This is a genomic window from Hufsiella arboris (assembly GCF_009834875.1).
Lineage (GTDB): Bacteria > Bacteroidota > Bacteroidia > Sphingobacteriales > Sphingobacteriaceae > Hufsiella_A > Hufsiella_A arboris.
In genome coordinates this window covers 98363-115605 of record NZ_WVHT01000008.1, presented here as the reverse complement: position 1 = coordinate 115605, position 17243 = coordinate 98363, and the positions used below count along the sequence as shown (strand labels likewise).

The following is a 17243-nucleotide window of genomic DNA, read 5'->3' as shown; positions in this document are numbered from 1 at the left end:
ACACAATTTTACACTTCAAATAAAGCTATATACTTACGTTGGTGTGATTTTTAAATTGTTCGTCGGAACTAATTATGTGCGTTCGTCCATGAGGAACAGGCATTCCGCCTTCGTTCAACAGAACAAATACGATACGTTCGATGGTAAGAATGCTTTGGCGGGTAATCTTGTTTCGTACTTCGCAGCGAAGCGTAATAGACGTTCGCCCGAAACTTGTTGCAGTGATTCCCATTTCAATTACATCGCCTTGTTTTGCCGAACTTACAAAGTTAATTTCCGACATAAACTTAGTTACCACCCGGTTACTTCCTAGCTGGCACATGGTATATATTGCGGCTTCTTCGTCTATCCATTTCAGCAAACTGCCACCAAATAAGGTACCATTTGGATTAAGATCTTCGGGTTTTATCCACTTGCGGGTATGAAAATTCATAATTAAGCTTTTGAATTTGCGAACTTACAAACCATCAGCCGATTATAAAACGATCGAATTGAGTATTGAATTTAAATGACAGTGTATAACAAAATTCTTACATCAGTGAAATGTCATTTGCAGGCCGGCAACTCCGTTTTACGCAGGTTTTAAGTTTCTTTGCAATCAAAATTAGCGTAATCAGCGATTAATAACCTGATTTAAACAAAACAGTATGCCCGCAATGTGTGTAATTGACCAATAGCGGCGTTTGATCCCCGAGCATACTTAATATAATTATTCGAATTGAAACTCAATTTGGCAAATCCTCTGCTATTGAGACTAAATTTATCACATGGATAAAAGTTCTGTAACGATTAACACCGAATCACAACTATGAAATTTACAAGGAAAGCTTTAATTGTACTGATTGCTGTAACACCGGTACTTGCAAAGGCTCAAAATAATGCTGATTCTGTATTACGTTCGGCGTCACTCAGCCAGTGTATAAACTATGCATTGAAAAATCAGCCGGGCGTTAAACAATCATTAATTGATGAGGAGATTGGCGAACGAGATATCAAATCGGCCTTAGCCGGATGGTTTCCGCAGATTCGGGGAGAAGGGAATTTTACAAGTTATTTAAAACAGCCTACCAGTATCTTAAATATTGGCGGCACTCCCCAGCTATTCCGGCAGGGATTAAGAAATAATTCCAATTTTTTACTAGAAGCTGATCAAAGCATTTTTACAAACGAGCTTTTACTGGCATCCCGGGGCGCTAAATACACCCGCACCCAGAACCGCCAGAACACCGAATTAAACAAGATCAATACCGTAGTAGACGTAAGCAAAGCTTTTTATGCGATTCTTACCAGCCAGGAACAAATTGGAATTTTAAAGGAAGAAATCGCCAGGCTTGAAAAGCAACTTAAAGATTCCTATGCGCAATATCAGGCGGGACTTGTTGACAAAACCGATTATAAACGCGCGACAATTTCTTTAAGTAACGCACGATCCGACCTTAAACGAACCAATGAAACGATTAAAGGACAATATTCCTACCTGAAACAATTAATGGGCTATCCTACAGAAAATCCAATTGAATTATCTTTCAATAACACAAATATGGAATCGCAGGTATTGCTCGACACGATGCAGACAATTAATTACAAAAACCGTGTTGAATACAAGCAGCTGGAAACCCAAAAACAACTTCAATCTTTAAACATTAATTATTATAAATATGGTTTTCTGCCAAATGTGTCGGCATTCATAAATTACAACTGGATTTACTTTGACAATAAATTCTCCGACATCTACAATGAATCTTATCCCAGTTCACAAACAGGTTTAAAACTTACCATTCCGATCTTTACCGGAACCCGCAGATACCAGAACTACCGTCGCGAACAACTTGTTGATAAGCGTTTGGATCTGGACATCGTTGACACAAAAAACGCAATCAATACGGAATATCAAAACGCGCTTGCCGCTTATAAAAGCAATCTGAACGAGTGGAAAACGCAGAAAGAAAATGTTGAGCTTTCAAAAGATGTATATAACACGATTAAGCTCCAATACAACGAGGGGATAAAAACATACCTTGAGGTGACAACCGCCGAAACTGATTTGCGGTCGACAGAATTAAATTATTTAAACGCTTTATACAGTTTATTGTCAAGCAAGCTGGATGTTCAGCGTGCTTTAGGAAATATAACGGTCAACCCATAACAATATCACGATGAAGAATATTATTCCAGTTCTAAGTATTAGTGCTTCTGCCCTTCTTCTTTCGGCATGCGGCGGCAAGGATCAGGCTAAGCAAAACCCGGCTGCTGCAGCTGTTTCGGTGGTAACCTACCAGGTTAATAAACAACCTGTTACCGGGGTAGACAGCTATCCGGCAACCGTTGTTGCGTTAAATGAGGTAGAGCTTCGCGCAGAAGTTAGCGGAACGATTACTGCCATCTTTACCCAGGAAGGACAGCAGGTAAGACAGGGGCAGCAATTGTATGAGATTGACAGAAGCAAATACCAGGCGGCCTACAACCAGGCTAAAGCCAATGTGGCAATTGCGCAGGCCAATGTCGACAAAACACAAAAGGACGCGGAAAGATATAATCAGCTTGCCAGGCAGGACGCGATAGCAAAACAACGTGTGGACTATGCAATAACTGACCTGAACAATGCAAAATCGCAACTGGCGGCAGCACAGGCTTTAGCAGATAACGCCGCTACAGACTTGCGTCGCTCTATAATTAAAGCGCCGTTTGCCGGAACTATAGGTTTGTCGCAGGTGAAACTCGGAGCACTTGTAACACCGGGAACCACTTTATTAAATACAATTTCGTCCAATGACCCGGTCGCTGTTGATCTTTCTATCGGACAGAGTGAGATACCAAGATTTAGCAAACTGACTTCGGCAAAAAATGTAATTGCCGATTCCTTATTTACTCTTCAGTTAGCTGATAAAACCTTATATACGCTTCCGGGTAAAATTGAAACGATCGATCGGGCGGTTGATCCACAAACCGGAACAATTAAAGTAAGGCTCCGTTTTCCTAATCCTTCTCATATTTTACGCGCCGGAATGACTGCCAATGTAAATGTCAGAAATCAGGACCATGGCGAGTTGATCACTATTCCAAATAAAGCTTTAACCGAGCAAATGAGCGAGTTTTTCGTTTTTGTTGTTAACGGCGACAGTGTTGTTCAACGCAACGTAGCTATCGGAACCAGAGTTGGTGATAAAGTAGTTATTCGTGAAGGATTGAAAGAAGGAGAAACTATTGTGAGTGATGGTGTACAGAACTTGCGTCAGGGAACTAAGGTTACACAGGGAAACGCCGGGCAGCAACCTGCGGGCAAGTAACTAACCTAAACTATAGAGGACATGATTTCAGATGTATTTATAAAAAGGCCGGTAACTGCGATGGTAATTTCCATCGTAATCGTTCTTGTTGGGATTATAGCAATCCGGTCGCTTCCTGTCAGTCAGTATCCGGACATTACACCGCCGGTTGTACAGGTTTCAGGTTCATATACGGGCGCCGACGCACAGACGGTTGAACAAACGGTGGTGACACCCGTGGAGACACAAATTAACGGTTCTCCGGGCATGGCATACCTGCAGTCTAACGCAACGAGTGATGGCCGTATGTCGACCAACGTTACATTTGACATCGGCACCAACATCGATATCGCTACCCTCGACATTCAAAATCGTGTTAGTATTGCTCAGCCTACTCTTCCTGATGAAGTAAAAAGGTTGGGATTGACCGTTAAAAAACGTAACCCGACCATTATGATGGTGGTCGATGTTTACTCACCAAAAGGGTCTCATAACATTAAATTCCTAGATAACTATACAAACGTTTATATCCGTGATGCACTTTTACGTGTAAAAGGAGTTGGTGATGTAACAGCTATCGGACAGGATTTCAGTATGCGTGTATGGTTAAAACCTGACCGGATGGCTCAACTAGGTATCCGGCCGGACGATGTTTTAGCCGCTCTTCGCGAACAAAACGTACAAGTCGCCGCCGGATCTGTCGGTGCTACTCCACAATTTAATTCGCAGGCCTTCGAATATACCGTTTACGTTAATGGGCGGCTGAATCAGGAAGCTGATTTTAATAATATTATCATCCGTACCAAACCAGAAGATGGATCTATCGTGTATTTGAAGGATGTAGCGCGGGTCGATCTTGGCCAGTTTACCTATGGCCGTTCTTCTTTCCTGAACGGTAAACCGGCAACAATCCTGTTGATCAATCAATCTCCTGGAAGTAACGCGTTGGCAACAGCCGATGGCGTTTACAAGGCGCTTGACGAACTTAAAAAATCATTTCCTCGGGATGTAGATTACCGCGTAGCCTTTGAAAGTGTCACTGTCGTACAGGTTTCTATCGAAGAAGTTATTCACACGCTGGTTGAAGCGTTGATTCTCGTGACGCTGGTGGTATTTTTGTTCCTGCAAAGCTGGAGAGCGACACTCATTCCTATCCTTGCAATTCCGGTGTCGATTATTGGAACCTTCATACTCTTTATACCTCTTGGCTTCACGATCAATACATTAACGCTTTTCGGTTTTGTACTGGCAATTGGTATCGTGGTAGATGACGCCATTGTGGTTGTGGAAGCTGTTCAGCATTACATCGACCACGAAAAACTTTCGGCCAAAGACGCAACGTATCGGGCCATGAAAGATATCACGGCGCCGGTTATTGCTATTGCGCTGATACTTGCCGCCGTATTTATCCCGGTAGGTTTTATACCAGGGATTGTTGGACGATTGTATCAGCAGTTCGCGATTACGATCGCTATCTCGGTGATTATTTCAGCCTTCATCGCTCTTTCACTAACTCCGGCTCTTTGCTCACTATTGCTTAAGCCGATGAGCATTAACAAGGATACCAAGGGCTTTAACCGCTTGTTCTATAAATTCAATACATGGTTTCATGATACCACGAACAAATATTCAGTAGGTGTTCAGAAACTGCTGAAAAAAATCCCGCTGGTTTTTGTGCTTCTAGCTTGTATCTATGTCGGGACCTTCATGCTCTTCAGAACTAAGGCCACAGGTTTCATTCCGACAGAAGATGAAGGACGCCTTTATATTTCCGTAGAACTTCCGAAAGCCGCATCCAGCGCCCGTACTAGAGATATCATCCTCCAGATGTCGGATATCATCAATAAAAAGATTCCCGCTGTAAACAATTACACGTCTATCGTAGGATTAAATGCGCTTAACTTTTCATTTAAACCAAGTAGTGGAACGTTTTTTATTCAGCTTAAGCCATGGGATGAACGAAAAGACAAGACACTGCAGCTTGGAGCAGTGATCGGGCAAATGCAAAAAGAATTTTCGGTAATCAAAGGCGCCAACGTTGTGGTCGTGCCGCCACCGGCTATTCCCGGACTTGGAAATACCGGAGGTTTCAGTTTCATGCTTGAACAGCGACAAGCCGCCGGCGACATTAAAGAGTTTGAACAGGTGGTGAATAAATTCATGATGGCGGCGAACCAGCGGCCAGAAATTGGCAAAGCCTATACATTTTTTACAGCACAAACTCCTGGCTACCAAATAACTGTCGACCGGAATAAAGTAAAAAAATTAGGTGTGTCTTTGACCAGCGTTTTCAGTACGATCTCTACTTACATGGGAAGTACTTATATAAATGACTTTACCAGGTATGGACGTAACTTCAGGGTGGTAGCGCAGGCTGATACGATGTATCGTAAAGATATCAGCGACCTCGGCAATTATTACGTTCCGAATCAGCAAGGCGTACAAATTCCGCTAAGCAGCCTTATTACGTACAAGGTCGTTGAAAACGCACCGCTTATCTCCCACTATAACCTGTTCCGTTCAACAGAATTTAACGGTGACGCAGCACCGGGATACAGCAGTGGAGATGCGATAGAAGCACTGAAAGAAACTGCCGACAAAGTCCTGCCGGAAGGTTATGGATATGATTTCTCCGGCCTTACACGGGAAGAAATCAGCTCCGGAAACAGCACCATTATTATTTTCAGCTTATCGATTGTCTTCGTGTTCCTGCTTCTTGCGGCTTTGTATGAAAGCTGGTCAGTTCCGTTCTCTATCCTGATGGCTGTGCCACTCGGAGCATTCGGCGCGATCCTGGCACTTGTGCTTTTACCGAAACTGAACAATAACGTATACGCGCAAATCGGTTTGATAACGTTGATCGGGCTTTCTGCGAAAAATGCGATTTTGATTGTCGAGTTCGCTAAAGAACGTGTAGACTGGGGTATGAATCTGATTGACGCCACCATTGACGCAGTCAAGCTACGTTTGCGCCCAATTGTCATGACTTCTTTTGCTTTCATCCTTGGAGTTTTGCCGCTGGCCTTTTCATCCGGCGCAGGCGCCGTTGCACGGACAACTATAGGCTGGACAGTTATTGGCGGAATGCTCGCCGCAACTTTGCTGGCAATTTTTATTGTTCCGGTATTGTTTGTGTTTATTACACGATTGGCGTATGGGAAAAAGAAACTTGCTGAACTTGAAGCAGCTTATAATCCGGATGAACATAAGGATGCCATACATGCCGAAGAATAATTTCAAAACTGTAAAACTCTGTTTATGTTTACAGGTTGATAGTTTAATAGAACAGAACTGCTTGTTTGCTTGATATAGAGCACACCAAATTTTTAAATGGATCAAATTGAAAATCCGGCCAAAGCGCCAAAACCTGTTGTTACACGAAAACTTGATAAGTTTTTCTTAACGCTTTACGAAATTACCGGCTTTATTTCCCGCTTTTTTAAGGAAGCATTTTTACCGCCGTTCGAGTTTAAAGAAACAATTCGACAATGTTATCAGGTCGGTTATCGTTCATTAGCGCTGATAACCATGACCGGCTTTATAACGGGTTTAGTTTTCACAAAACAATCCCGCCCTTCGCTTGAAAACTTTGGAGCCGTGTCGTGGCTGCCAGGGTTGATCTCAATAGCTATTGTGCGGGCCTTAGCTCCGCTTGTCACGGCGTTGATCGCTGCCGGCAAAGTCGGTTCAAATATTGGTGCCGAGCTGGGATCAATGAAAGTTACCGAACAGATCGATGCTATGGAGGTGTCGGCAACCAATCCTTTCAAATTCCTGGTTGTAACGCGCGTTTTAGCAACAACCTTTATGATACCGATATTGGCGATGTACACTGGATTTGTTGGCTTGATAGGTTCATTTATCAACGTAAATCAAAATGAGCAAACCAGCCTGGCTACCTTTTTTGAAGGTGTGTTTTCCAGCATTAGTTTTCTGGATATATTTTCTTCACTCATCAAATCGATATTGTTTGGTTTTACGATCGGAATTGTTGGCTGTTACCAGGGATATCATTCAGAAAAAGGAACTGAAGGTGTTGGTAAGGCGGCCAATACCGCTGTGGTAGCCTCTATGTTTTTAATTTTCATCGAAGAAACCATTGTTGTACAAATTGTTGCGGCCATTCGATGAAAGAGCATGTAAGCCATAACATTGACCGCGGCGAAGTTGTAATACACGTCCGGAACCTTATTAAATCGTTTGGCGACATGCATGTATTGCGTGGTATCGATCTTGATTTGTTCAAACGCGAAAACCTGGTGGTTCTTGGTCGTTCCGGCACTGGTAAGTCAGTTTTGATAAAGATAATCTCAGGATTACTAAAACAGGACAGCGGTATCGTTGATGTTTTGGGCGAAGATGTAAATTCGCTTCGCGGCCGAGATTTAGACCAGTTGCGTTTAAAAATTGGGTTTTCTTTTCAAAACAGTGCATTGTATGATAGTATGACCATCCGGAAAAATCTCGAGTTTCCACTGGTTCGTAACATGCGCAATCTTACCAGGACGGAAATTAACCGATCGGTAGAAAGCGTTTTGGATGCTGTTGGCTTATTGCAAAGTATCAATCAAATGCCTTCAGAACTTTCCGGCGGCCAACGTAAACGTATAGGTATTGCACGTACCTTAATTTTACGGCCTGAAATCATGTTGTATGACGAGCCAACTGCCGGCCTTGACCCGATTACCTGCATCGAAATAAATAACCTGATTAACCAGGTCCAGGAACAATACCATACCTCATCAATTATAATCACGCACGATTTAACCTGCGCAAGGCAAACCGGCGACCGCATCGTGATGTTACTCGACGGGCAATTTAAACGTCAGGGAACTTTTGACGAAGTATTTGATACAGACGACGAACGTGTTAAAACGTTTTATAACTATAACTTTTTGAATAATGAGCAAATCTGATAATAAACAGGCGATAATCGTTGGAATCTTTATTTTTTTAGGGATTGTCATTTTTATCGCAGCCGTACTGACACTGGGTTCAAAACAAAAAACATTTGTTGCAAAAGTTCAGATCAAAGCCGTTTTTGATGATGTTTCGGGCCTTAAGCAGGGCAATAACATCTGGTTCTCGGGAGTAAAGGTTGGAACAATAAAAGCTATCAACCTGCTTGGCGAAAAAAAGGTTGAAGTTGTTATGGGCATCGAAGAACAGGTACATAAATTCATCCGTAAAGACGCCACCGCAAAACTTGGATCTGAAGGATTAATAGGTAACAAAATTGTCGTTATTTCAGGCGGCTCCGCCCAAAGCCCACAGGTTGTCGATGGCGATCAGCTGAAGGTTGAACGTGTAATCAGTACCGATGACATACTAAACACACTTCAGGAAAACAACAAAAATCTTGTAGCTATTACATCTGATTTTAAAAGCGTGAGCAGCAAAATAGCTAACGGCGAAGGAACACTTGGTGCCCTGCTTACCAACGATCAGATGGCCGGAAACATCAAAACCATGCTTAGTAATCTTCAAACAGCCTCCCAAAACACTAATAAAATTTCTGCTGCATTAAATCAATTCAGTGGAAAACTGAATAACAAAGATGGGCTGGCTAATCAGCTACTTACCGACACGGTAGTTTTCGCGAATTTAAAATCATCAGTCGCACAACTGCAAAAAACAACCGAAACAGCTAACCAGGTTGCAGCAAATCTTGATAAAGCGAGCGGTAAGTTTAACTCTACGGATAACGCAGTAGGTACACTTTTGAATGATCAGCAGGTTTCAAGTGATTTAAAGAATACCATAAAAAACCTTGAATCCAGCACAGAAAAGCTAAACGAGAACATGGAAGCCTTAAAGCACAATTTCCTTTTCAGGGGATATTTTAAGGACCAGGAAAAGAAAGCCGCAAAGGAAAAAAAACAATCGGGTAATTAAACCCTGAATCCTGGTCGTCGATAAATCTACAACTACTATGAAAAAACGTAAGCTAGGCAAATCGGAACTGGAAGTGTATCCTTGGGCATTCGGCGGTAATGTTTGTGGATGGACAATTGATGAAAAGGCATCGTTCAATGTTCTTGATTCTTTTATCGACCATGGATTTGACTTTATTGATACCGCAGATGTTTATTCTAAATGGGTGGCTGGAAACAAGGGCGGCGAATCGGAAGCAATTATTGGAAACTGGCTTCAAAAAAGAAAAGGCCGCGACAAAATAATTCTTGCGACAAAGGTGGGGAGTGAAATGGAACCAGGAAAAAAAGGCCTGTCAAAAGACTATATTCTCTCAGCTGTTGAAGCATCTTTACGAAGGTTAAAGACCGATTATATCGACCTTTATCAGTCTCATTACGAAGATCCGGAAACTCCGATTGAAGAAACGTTGTCAGCCTATCAACAGCTTTTGAAGGATGGAAAAGTACGGGTGATTGGTGCGTCAAATTATAAACCATCTTCATTGGAAGATGCCATTAATGTAAGCAAAGAACAAAATCTGCCCGCTTATCAAACGTTGCAACCGGAGTACAACCTGTTCGCCAGGCAGGAATTTGAAACAGAACTTCAACCAATCTGCGTACAAAACGGCCTTGGCGTAATTACTTATTTCTCCCTGGCTAGTGGATTTTTAACCGGAAAATATCGTACAGAGGCTGACTTTAACAAGAGCAAACGAGGCGCCGGAATGAAAAAATACCTGAACAAACGCGGTGAAAAGATATTGAAAGCACTCGATGAAGTATCAAACAGAACGCAATCAACGCCAGCGCAAGTTTCGTTAGCATGGCTACTTACACGTGAGGGAATAACTGCACCTATCGCGAGCGCAACCTCAAGTGAACAAATCAGTGACTTGTCGAAGGCATTTTCACTTAATTTAGACGAAGAATCATTACGGATATTGAACGAGGCGAGTGAATTCTAATTAGTAATCCCAAATCCGCGTACGGATACGTTTTACATAATTACGTACGTCGAGTACAAAAGCAGCAAGCACGTAGAAAATAAGTGGGAAGCCAACGGCTAAGAAAGAAGAATAGATGAAAAAGAGCCTTATTTTTGAAATTGAAATCCTGAAACGTTCTCCCAAATAGGTACAAACGCCAAATGATTGTTTTTCAAAGAATGTTAATACTTTTTGTATCATGGTTTTCTTTCGAGCAACTTAATTCCAATCCCACAATTTAAGCATTTTTTGTTATCGCAATAGTGCTTTTTTAATTGTAAAAGGGCTTGAGACTGATCTGCCTTACCGGCTTTCAATCCTATCTCACTAAAACGTCGCGTTACACTATTTGTTTCACCAGGTATTCCTTCGAGTAATGAAATGGCACGATTAATATAAGCTTGTTTCCCGGTGTATTTCCCATACGAAAACAAAAAAATTGACACGGTATTAAGCAACAAATTATTAATAGATTCATCTCCTAATTGAACGTTATTTTGGGGAGAAGATCTTTCAAAACGGTAATGCGTTTCCCAAAACTGGTTAACCGGCAAATTTGTAAATAAATGCTTAAGCTGATCGGGCTCACGTATTTCAATAATTTTTGAAAACAGGTGATTTGATTTAACGACAAGTGCTGCAAATTGAGCGAGTCTTAGCGTAGGAAAGTTTTTTGGCCTCAACCTCATAAATTTCCATAAATAACTGTCAATAGCTTTCAGGTTGTACTTGTTGGCGAGAAATTGATATTCATTCCTTAATTCGGTGTGATAGGAGTCGTCGTTTTGTTGTTGCAAAAATCCAGCCTGGCCAAGTACCAAAGCTTCAATTTGCCGCGAGTGGTTTTTATGCTTTGCTAAAATAGGCTGCGGTAACGAGCGCGCCAACATCTCAAATGGTAAAGCGTTGATCTTAAATCCAAAATTTCTTGCCAGAAGAATATAGAACGCATCATCCCAGCTGCCTTTGTTTTCAGTTAAAATCTGAAAAACAACTGCGGATTTTTCCTCAAGACGTTCAATCAGTATCCTCGACAGCCAACTTGAAATATGGAAATTATCAACGCGAGCTAAAAGGAATTCACACGGAATCCAGTTTATGTTGCCAAGAAGCTCTTGGTAAGAATTGAATAAATGCAAAGGAATGTGTTCCTTTAGTTCAAGCGTTTCAAGTGCTTCGTGGTTGAGCCTTACAACCTCCTGATCATCATTGAGCACCACATGCAGGATCACGTTGTTATAAGCGGATCATTTTGATGCTCGTGTTTCTGCCAGTCAGATGAATTTACATGGATTTCGATGTTTCCAGCCCAAAGCGTTTCTCCTATTTTGAGCTTCGCGTTTTCGAAATCAGGACCGGCATTTTTATTATGAATACCCTGATTAATTATTTCTACCGGCAAACCGGAAACGGTGGTCAGCTTGGTTTGCCCAATTAATTTGAACTTCCATAAATAGTGAAGAAAATCCTCAGGGATATGCATTCACTAAATATAGATTTATTACATCAAAATTAAAATATTAAACCTGCTCAACTGATGCTGGTATTTCTTCGGTGGTTTTACCCGGATTTTTTGCGCGTTTATAGTTAGCAATTATAACGCCGGTAATAATTACTATGGCAGCGATAATCATTTTGAGTGTCAGTTTTTCGTTTAAAATCAACCAACCTAATGAAAGAGCGACAACTACATTTATGTAGGTTATAATGGAAACTTTTGTAGAAGGAAGCTTTGAAAGCAGATACATATACGAAATGTAGCCGATTACCGAGCCAAAAATTGCCAGGTAGATAACCGCAATTATACTCCGGTTTGTCCAGCTTTGATATTCAAATGAACCCGCCCAGATCAATTGGCCAATTAGCAGGAAAACTCCTGCAAACAGCATTTGAACACACATATTAACAAGTATATTTCCTTTGTGGTGAGAGATTGACTTAGAATACACCGTACCAACCGACCACATAGTAACTGCACCTAAAATGATTTCAATGCCAAGTTTGTATTTAGGATTAAAGAGATCGTTAAGACTGTTGCTATAGATCAGGTACATTCCACAGATCCCCAGACCTAATCCAATTGTAATTTTTGCCGAAATTTTCTCGTGGCCCAAAACCAGATTTAAAACTAATACGATTAAGGGTGAAAGTGTCGAAATCAGTGACGCCAAACCACTTGGAATGTATTGCTCAGCGACGGTAGTAAGGCCGTTTCCCAAAACAATAAGAATAAACGAAGCGGTTAAATTACGCGCCCATCGGCCTTGATCCATTTTTTCAAACTGGCCCTTGCTTAACAAAAAGATAAGCAGAATAGTACCAGCGATTATATTTCTGAAACCTGTTACGAGCATTGGCGGAATTGATTCCACGCCAATCCGTATCATTAAAAATGTCGTTCCCCAGAAAAAGGCAACACAAAAAACTGCAAGGAATAACAACCAATCGAATTTAGCTTTCATTAAAATCCTGCCTTTTCAAGTTGCAACGCCATTTCTTTTTGAATTGCCAAAGCTTCTTCACGTGCCTTTTCAGCGAAATCTTTTCCTGACGAGGCGTATAGAATTGATCGTGAAGCATTTACCAACAGGCCGCAATCCCGATTCATTCCATATTTGCAAACATCCTCGAGGCTTCCTCCCTGGGCGCCTACTCCGGGAACAAGCAGGAAATGATCCGGGGCATGTTTACGGATATCAAGAAAGCTCTCGCCGCGTGTTGCACCTACTACATACATCAGATTTTCAATGGTTCCCCAGGTATTTGCCTTCTGAATTACCTTTTCAAACAAAAATTCATCGCCAAGATCTTTTGAAAACTGAAAATCCTGGCTTCCCTGATTGGATGTTAAAGCCAGCAATATCACCCATTTATCTGAAAATTCGAGAAATGGCTTAACAGAATCAGAGCCCATATAAGGTGCAATTGTTATTGCGTCGAAACTCATTCCCGAAAGGTTCCTGTCAAAAAAAGCGCTGGCGTACATCGCTGAAGTATTACCTATGTCTCCCCTCTTGGCATCTATGATACTGAGACAAGTATTGGGTATTTGCTGCGCTGTTTTAACTAAGCTTTCCCAACCTTTAACGCCTCTGGTTTCATAGAAGGCAGAATTTGGTTTATAAGCAACACATAAATCTTCGGTCGCTTCAATGATTTGTTTATTAAATTCGAAAATGGGATCCTCGAAGTCCAGTAAAAATTCGGGTATCTTATTTAAATCAGTATCCAGCCCAACACATAAAAAAGACCTTTTCTCCCTGATTTGTTCAATTAATTGCTGCCGTGTCATAATTTGGCACGAAATTAGTCAATTAGCTTACGTACAGCAGAAATTTTTTTTAATAAAGTTTTTGATTATTTGGATTTAATAACTTAACATTGCGAGGTTATCTCAAAATTTATCTCTGCACAGAGAAAAATCACTGAAACTTCTTTAAAATAAACAGTTGATTAACATCGTTAAATATTTAACTGCCGGATAAATTTCTGTTAAGACAAATCCTATTACATTATAATTCAAAATACCTGATGGTTGATACTAATGAATTGAACGACAAGCTTGTTTCAGAGCTGCGTGAGATTGCAAAGACATACGGTGTAGCCGACTCCGATGGCTTACGTAAACAAGAACTTATTACCAGGATTAAAGAGCAGCAAAACATGATTGAAGCTGCCAAAACTGTACCTGGTGAACCTGAACCCATTGCTGAAGCAATTGCCGCACTTGGCGAAGATTCAAAACCAAGAAAACGAATTCGTACCGTTAAAGCGCCTGAACCCGTTACACGTACAAAAAAGAAAGCCGAAGTGCTTGACGATGCTACGCTTTTTGATATTCAGGACGACGAACCGGAAATTTCATCGGAGACAGATGAGGAAAAACCGGAAATTACTGCACCGGTAGCTATCGAGGAGGTAATAGAAGAGCCTAAAACAGAAGAAAGACGCCGTTTTGAACCTAAAACTCAACCGCGTTTCGAGCGTAAAAACAATAACAATCAACAAGGTAACAATCGCTCAAGTGATAAAGCCAGCGAAAATCTTGCTGCTAATCTTGATTTCGACAATGTTATCGTTAATGAAGGTGTGCTTGAAATAATGCCTGATGGTTACGGCTTCCTTCGCTCATCTGATTATAATTACCTGACTTCTCCTGATGATATTTATGTATCTCAGTCGCAAATAAAACTTTTCGGTTTGAAAACCGGTGATACAATTCGCGGAAGCATTCGTCCCCCGAAAGAAGGTGAAAAGTATTTTCCTCTTGTCCGTGTTGAAGCAATTAACGGCCGTGTACCGGCAGAAGTTCGTGACAGGGTTCCTTTTGATTACCTGACGCCGCTTTTCCCTTCTGAACGGTTAAATCTGTTTACTGATCCAAGCAATCAGTCGACCCGCATTATGGATCTTTTCACACCAATAGGAAAAGGTCAGCGTGGTTTGATTGTTGCTCAGCCGAAAACAGGTAAAACGATCCTACTTAAAGACGTAGCAAACGCTATTGCGAAAAACCATCCGGAGGTCTATTTGATTATTTTATTGATCGATGAACGTCCGGAAGAGGTTACCGATATGGCTCGCAGCGTGCGTGCGGAAGTTGTTTCATCTACTTTCGATGAACCTGCTGATCGTCATGTAAAAATTGCCAATATCGTGCTTGAAAAAGCTAAACGTATGGTTGAATGCGGACATGACGTTGTTATCCTTCTTGATTCAATTACCCGCCTTGCACGTGCCTACAATACGGTTGCGCCGGCTTCCGGAAAAATCCTTTCCGGTGGTGTAGATGCAAATGCTCTTCATAAACCAAAGCGCTTTTTCGGAGCGGCACGTAACATCGAGGACGGCGGATCATTAACAATCCTTGCAACCGCATTGATAGACACCGGTTCGAAAATGGACGAAGTAATCTTCGAAGAATTTAAAGGAACAGGAAACATGGAACTTCAGTTGGATAGAAAACTTTCTAACAAGCGCATATTCCCTGCTATCGATATTACAGCGTCCAGCACACGTCGCGATGATCTTCTTCTCGACAGAGAGACACTTCAGCGTCTGTGGATTTTAAGAAATCACCTCGCCGATATGAACTCCCAGGAATCAATGGAATTTTTGCTGTCTCAGCTGCGTGGTACAAAAACCAACGAAGAGTTCCTTGTTTCGATGAACAGCTAAAAAAAATCATAAAGCACAAAGCTGAAAGCGTAAAGTTTTTAGCTTTGTGCCTGTGAAAAAACATATCCCTAATACCGTTACTTGCCTTAATCTTTTAGCCGGTTGTATCGGTATCGTTATGGCCTTTAACGGGAAACTCAACTGGGCCTCCTACCTTATCATCATTGCTGCTTTTTTTGATTTTCTTGACGGAATGATCGCCCGTTTATTAAAGGCATATTCCGAAATAGGCAAGCAATTAGATTCTTTAGCAGATATGATTAGCTTCGGTTTTTTACCGGCCGCTATTGTTTATCAATTATTTTTGGTGGCTCCGCAAGTAGGAGAAATCAGCCCCTATCTTAATTACTCGGCGTTTCTGATAGCAATTTTTTCAGCGCTCCGCTTAGCTAAGTTCAACATTGACGAACGGCAGACGGAAAATTTTATAGGCTTGCCAACTCCGGCAAATGCATTGCTAATCGCCTCACTCCCGCTCATCATTCAAACCGGAAGCTCTTTTTTTTCAGCATATATACTTAACGCGTTCTTTCTATTTATCTTCAGTTTGGGAATGAGTTTATTGCTGGTAATGGAAATACCTTTATTCTCGCTGAAATTTAAATCATTGGGATTCAGGGAAAATCTTTTCAGGTATATTTTACTGATTGCAGGCCTATTTCTCATCCTAATTCTTAATTTTGCAGCCATACCGTTAATTATATTCCTTTATATAATTTTATCAGTCATACAATTCAGATTAATACGATGAAGTTTATTGCAGATATCAATGTTATGCCTTTGAAAGAAATCCTTGATCCACAGGGAAAAGCGGTTTCAGGAAGCATGAAAAATCTTGGCCTTTCAGGAATTCATGATGTTCGTATTGGCAAACACATTGTACTTGAGATCGAAGCTGATAATGAGCAATCGGCACACGAGCAGGTTGATACAGCTTGTAAGAAACTTTTGGCCAACCTTATAATGGAAAGCTATGAGTTTACCCTGAAAAGCGCTTAGGAACTTCTGAGCTTTATTTCAAGCTCCTTTTTATATGCTTTTAGCTGTATAAACAGATCTGCACAAAGAGAATTAACTTTATCAACCTTCGATTTGATCTGATCCAGGTCCACCAGGTCTCGGGTATTTTGTTCTACCTCTTGTATTTCATCACGCGCTTCATTAAGGCCAATAAATGCAAGGGTTGGTTTTATTTTGTGTGCAACCTCCATCGTGGTTTTCCAGTCCTGCCCTGCTACCGCTTCATTCAGAATATTAAAATAACCAGGAGTTTGTTCTAAAAAAATATCGATCATCTCGATAACAAACTCAGTACTTCCATCGGCAATTTCATTCAGGTAGGAAAGGTTTAACTTTTCGTTGCGACTATCGGTCATTAGCTAAATACGGTTAACCACTAATTTATCGTCTAAATTTATCAATAATTCCTGAATAGTAAGATGAAGCTCAGGATGTTTTAAGGTTGGAGCAATTTCGTTCAAAGGCACCAAGGTAAATCTGCGCTGATGCAAAAACGGGTGCGGAACAATTAATTGATCCTCTTTTATAATCTCGTCATTGAAGAAAAGTATATCAATATCAATCAATCTTGAGCCCCATTTTTCATGACGCTCCCGACCTAATTCGCGTTCAATTGCTAAAATTTCCATCAAAACCTCATGAGCAGAAAGATTTGTCCCGACGAGTAAAACCTGGTTATAAAAATCCGGCTGGTCAGTTTTTCCCCAGGATGCCGTTTCATAAACTGACGACTGTCGCTTTACCGCCCCTATCCGTTCGCCTATCAGATTGCCTGCGGTTTCCAGCTGAAGCTTTCTGTCGCCTAAATTACTTCCGGTAAGTAGATAAACCTGGTTCATTGCTGCAAAATTAAAATTTAAACCATAGCTGTAACA

General features: G+C 41.2%; 16 protein-coding genes and 1 pseudogene. 10 read left to right on the top strand and 7 right to left on the bottom strand.

The genetic code is table 11. The features are described from left to right. Positions 1-25 precede the first annotated feature (25 nt). Positions 26-433, bottom strand: a complete 408-nt coding sequence (locus GS399_RS16355; RefSeq protein ID WP_160845726.1) for an acyl-CoA thioesterase — start codon at positions 431-433, stop codon at positions 26-28. A 375-nt stretch (positions 434-808) separates the two neighbouring features. Here GS399_RS16355 and GS399_RS16350 point away from each other — a divergent pair, with 375 nt between their 5' ends. The 7 genes from GS399_RS16350 (at position 809) to GS399_RS16320 (ending at position 10149) form a co-directional block, all read left to right on the top strand. Continuing rightward, on the top strand, positions 809-2146 hold the full coding sequence (locus GS399_RS16350; protein WP_160845725.1) for a TolC family protein: 1338 nt from the start codon (positions 809-811) through the stop codon (positions 2144-2146). 10 nt (positions 2147-2156) lie between these two features. After that, positions 2157-3287 (top strand): efflux RND transporter periplasmic adaptor subunit, encoded by a 1131-nt coding sequence (locus GS399_RS16345; protein ID WP_160845724.1) that lies wholly within the window; start codon positions 2157-2159, stop codon positions 3285-3287. A gap of 21 nt (positions 3288-3308) precedes the next feature. Further along, the gene (locus tag GS399_RS16340; RefSeq protein WP_160845723.1) at positions 3309-6500 is read left to right on the top strand and encodes an efflux RND transporter permease subunit; all 3192 of its coding nucleotides are present in this window, start codon (positions 3309-3311) and stop codon (positions 6498-6500) included. A gap of 96 nt (positions 6501-6596) precedes the next feature. After that, entirely contained in the window at positions 6597-7397 is an 801-nt protein-coding gene (locus GS399_RS16335; protein ID WP_160845722.1) for an MlaE family ABC transporter permease, read from the top strand. Then, on the top strand, positions 7394-8182 hold the full coding sequence (locus GS399_RS16330; RefSeq protein ID WP_160845721.1) for an ABC transporter ATP-binding protein: 789 nt from the start codon (positions 7394-7396) through the stop codon (positions 8180-8182). The genes GS399_RS16335 and GS399_RS16330 overlap by 4 nt, the downstream gene beginning before the upstream one ends. Then, positions 8169-9161 carry an MlaD family protein gene (locus GS399_RS16325; protein ID WP_160845720.1) on the top strand — a complete coding sequence of 331 codons (993 nt, stop codon included), beginning with the start codon at positions 8169-8171 and terminating at the stop codon, positions 9159-9161. The genes GS399_RS16330 and GS399_RS16325 overlap by 14 nt, the downstream gene beginning before the upstream one ends. Before the next feature lie 37 nt (positions 9162-9198). Continuing rightward, entirely contained in the window at positions 9199-10149 is a 951-nt protein-coding gene (locus tag GS399_RS16320) for an aldo/keto reductase (RefSeq protein WP_160845719.1), read from the top strand. Here GS399_RS16320 and GS399_RS16315 read toward each other — a convergent pair whose 3' ends face one another. The 4 genes and pseudogenes from GS399_RS16315 to pyrF all read right to left on the bottom strand — a co-directional run bounded on the left by GS399_RS16315 (position 10150) and on the right by pyrF (position 13462). Continuing rightward, positions 10150-10371, bottom strand: coding sequence for a PspC domain-containing protein (locus GS399_RS16315; protein ID WP_160845718.1), 222 nt, complete (start codon positions 10369-10371; stop codon positions 10150-10152). Continuing rightward, positions 10368-11653 (bottom strand): annotated as a pseudogene (locus GS399_RS16310) (DUF2851 family protein). Before GS399_RS16310 ends, GS399_RS16315 begins: the two are co-directional and overlap by 4 nt. 37 nt (positions 11654-11690) lie before the next feature. Next, positions 11691-12632 carry a DMT family transporter gene (locus GS399_RS16305; protein ID WP_160845717.1) on the bottom strand — a complete coding sequence of 314 codons (942 nt, stop codon included), beginning with the start codon at positions 12630-12632 and terminating at the stop codon, positions 11691-11693. Further along, positions 12632-13462 carry an orotidine-5'-phosphate decarboxylase gene (gene pyrF, locus GS399_RS16300; RefSeq protein WP_160845716.1) on the bottom strand — a complete coding sequence of 277 codons (831 nt, stop codon included), beginning with the start codon at positions 13460-13462 and terminating at the stop codon, positions 12632-12634. Before pyrF ends, GS399_RS16305 begins: the two co-directional genes overlap by 1 nt. A gap of 239 nt (positions 13463-13701) precedes the next feature. Here pyrF and rho point away from each other — a divergent pair, with 239 nt between their 5' ends. Genes rho through purS form a run of 3 tightly spaced genes read left to right on the top strand, consistent with a single transcriptional unit; the run spans position 13702 to position 16347 of the window. Further along, positions 13702-15348, top strand: coding sequence for a transcription termination factor Rho (gene rho, locus GS399_RS16295; RefSeq protein WP_160845715.1), 1647 nt, complete (start codon positions 13702-13704; stop codon positions 15346-15348). 52 nt (positions 15349-15400) lie between these two features. Next, entirely contained in the window at positions 15401-16099 is a 699-nt protein-coding gene (gene pssA / locus GS399_RS16290) for a CDP-diacylglycerol--serine O-phosphatidyltransferase (protein WP_160845714.1), read from the top strand. Further along, the gene (gene purS / locus GS399_RS16285) at positions 16096-16347 is read left to right on the top strand and encodes a phosphoribosylformylglycinamidine synthase subunit PurS (protein ID WP_160845713.1); all 252 of its coding nucleotides are present in this window, start codon (positions 16096-16098) and stop codon (positions 16345-16347) included. Before pssA ends, purS begins: the two co-directional genes overlap by 4 nt. Here the strand turns inward: purS and GS399_RS16280 are convergent. Continuing rightward, entirely contained in the window at positions 16344-16724 is a 381-nt protein-coding gene (locus GS399_RS16280; protein ID WP_160845712.1) for an Hpt domain-containing protein, read from the bottom strand. The genes purS and GS399_RS16280 overlap by 4 nt on opposite strands. A gap of 3 nt (positions 16725-16727) precedes the next feature. Continuing rightward, positions 16728-17207: a 2-amino-4-hydroxy-6-hydroxymethyldihydropteridine diphosphokinase gene (folK, locus tag GS399_RS16275; RefSeq protein WP_160845711.1), complete on the bottom strand. Its 480-nt coding sequence runs from the start codon at positions 17205-17207 to the stop codon at positions 16728-16730. Positions 17208-17243 lie beyond the last annotated feature (36 nt).

Coding starts and splice junctions, on each gene's coding strand:
- GS399_RS16355 (WP_160845726.1), bottom strand. CDS start 433: ATGAATTTTCATACCCGCAAGTGGATAAAACCCGAAGATCTTAATCCA.
- GS399_RS16350 (WP_160845725.1), top strand. CDS start 809: ATGAAATTTACAAGGAAAGCTTTAATTGTACTGATTGCTGTAACACCG.
- GS399_RS16345 (WP_160845724.1), top strand. CDS start 2,157: ATGAAGAATATTATTCCAGTTCTAAGTATTAGTGCTTCTGCCCTTCTT.
- GS399_RS16340 (WP_160845723.1), top strand. CDS start 3,309: ATGATTTCAGATGTATTTATAAAAAGGCCGGTAACTGCGATGGTAATT.
- GS399_RS16335 (WP_160845722.1), top strand. CDS start 6,597: ATGGATCAAATTGAAAATCCGGCCAAAGCGCCAAAACCTGTTGTTACA.
- GS399_RS16330 (WP_160845721.1), top strand. CDS start 7,394: ATGAAAGAGCATGTAAGCCATAACATTGACCGCGGCGAAGTTGTAATA.
- GS399_RS16325 (WP_160845720.1), top strand. CDS start 8,169: ATGAGCAAATCTGATAATAAACAGGCGATAATCGTTGGAATCTTTATT.
- GS399_RS16320 (WP_160845719.1), top strand. CDS start 9,199: ATGAAAAAACGTAAGCTAGGCAAATCGGAACTGGAAGTGTATCCTTGG.
- GS399_RS16315 (WP_160845718.1), bottom strand. CDS start 10,371: ATGATACAAAAAGTATTAACATTCTTTGAAAAACAATCATTTGGCGTT.
- GS399_RS16305 (WP_160845717.1), bottom strand. CDS start 12,632: ATGAAAGCTAAATTCGATTGGTTGTTATTCCTTGCAGTTTTTTGTGTT.
- pyrF (WP_160845716.1), bottom strand. CDS start 13,462: ATGACACGGCAGCAATTAATTGAACAAATCAGGGAGAAAAGGTCTTTT.
- rho (WP_160845715.1), top strand. CDS start 13,702: ATGGTTGATACTAATGAATTGAACGACAAGCTTGTTTCAGAGCTGCGT.
- purS (WP_160845713.1), top strand. CDS start 16,096: ATGAAGTTTATTGCAGATATCAATGTTATGCCTTTGAAAGAAATCCTT.
- GS399_RS16280 (WP_160845712.1), bottom strand. CDS start 16,724: ATGACCGATAGTCGCAACGAAAAGTTAAACCTTTCCTACCTGAATGAA.
- folK (WP_160845711.1), bottom strand. CDS start 17,207: ATGAACCAGGTTTATCTACTTACCGGAAGTAATTTAGGCGACAGAAAG.